The organism is Virgibacillus carmonensis (assembly GCF_057836705.1).
Window position 1 is genome coordinate 1 of the sequence record NZ_JBYQFJ010000310.1, and the last position, 570, is coordinate 570.

Consider the following 570-nt stretch of genomic DNA (forward strand, 5'->3'; position numbering starts at 1 on the left):
GGTGTTTCATGAGTACTTTAAACAAGAAAATCCAAAGAGAAGGAAAGGTTAATCAGGCACAATCACACATTCATTTATACATTTAAAATCCCTCCATCATGGATCGTACCATGAAATGGAGGGATTTTATATGATGAAAAGTTAAAGTTCTTTTATCATCTTGATTATTAAAGTCGCTGCATTTTTCGCTGCTGTATCAATAAATGCATCAAATGATACGGTTGATTCTTTCCCAGCAATATCGGACAGTGCGCGAATCACGACAAACGGTTTATTATATTGATGGCATACCTGAGCAACAGCCGCCGCTTCCATTTCAGCAGCAATCATTGCAGGAAACTTTTCTTTAATACGCTTTACATGGCCCGGATTTGCCATAAAAGTGTCTGCTGTTGCAATAATTCCTTCTTTGGATGAAATAGCCAGTGATTTAACTGCATTCGTTGCTAGTGCTGCGAGTTGTGAATCTGCAGCAAACATAGCCGGCATACCTGGAACTTGTCCATATGCATAATCAAAGGCGGTTACATCTACATCATGATGTACGACCTGGGAGGAAACAACGATATC

The 570-nt window shown here is 39.5% G+C and carries 1 protein-coding gene; it reads right to left on the reverse strand.

Features of this window, described 5'->3' with window-relative positions:
* Nucleotides 1-141: 141 nt before the first annotated feature.
* A partial coding sequence (gene mtnN / locus AC3G7N_RS22035) for a 5'-methylthioadenosine/S-adenosylhomocysteine nucleosidase (protein WP_489424253.1) occupies nucleotides 142-570 on the reverse strand: 429 nt, incomplete at its 5' end.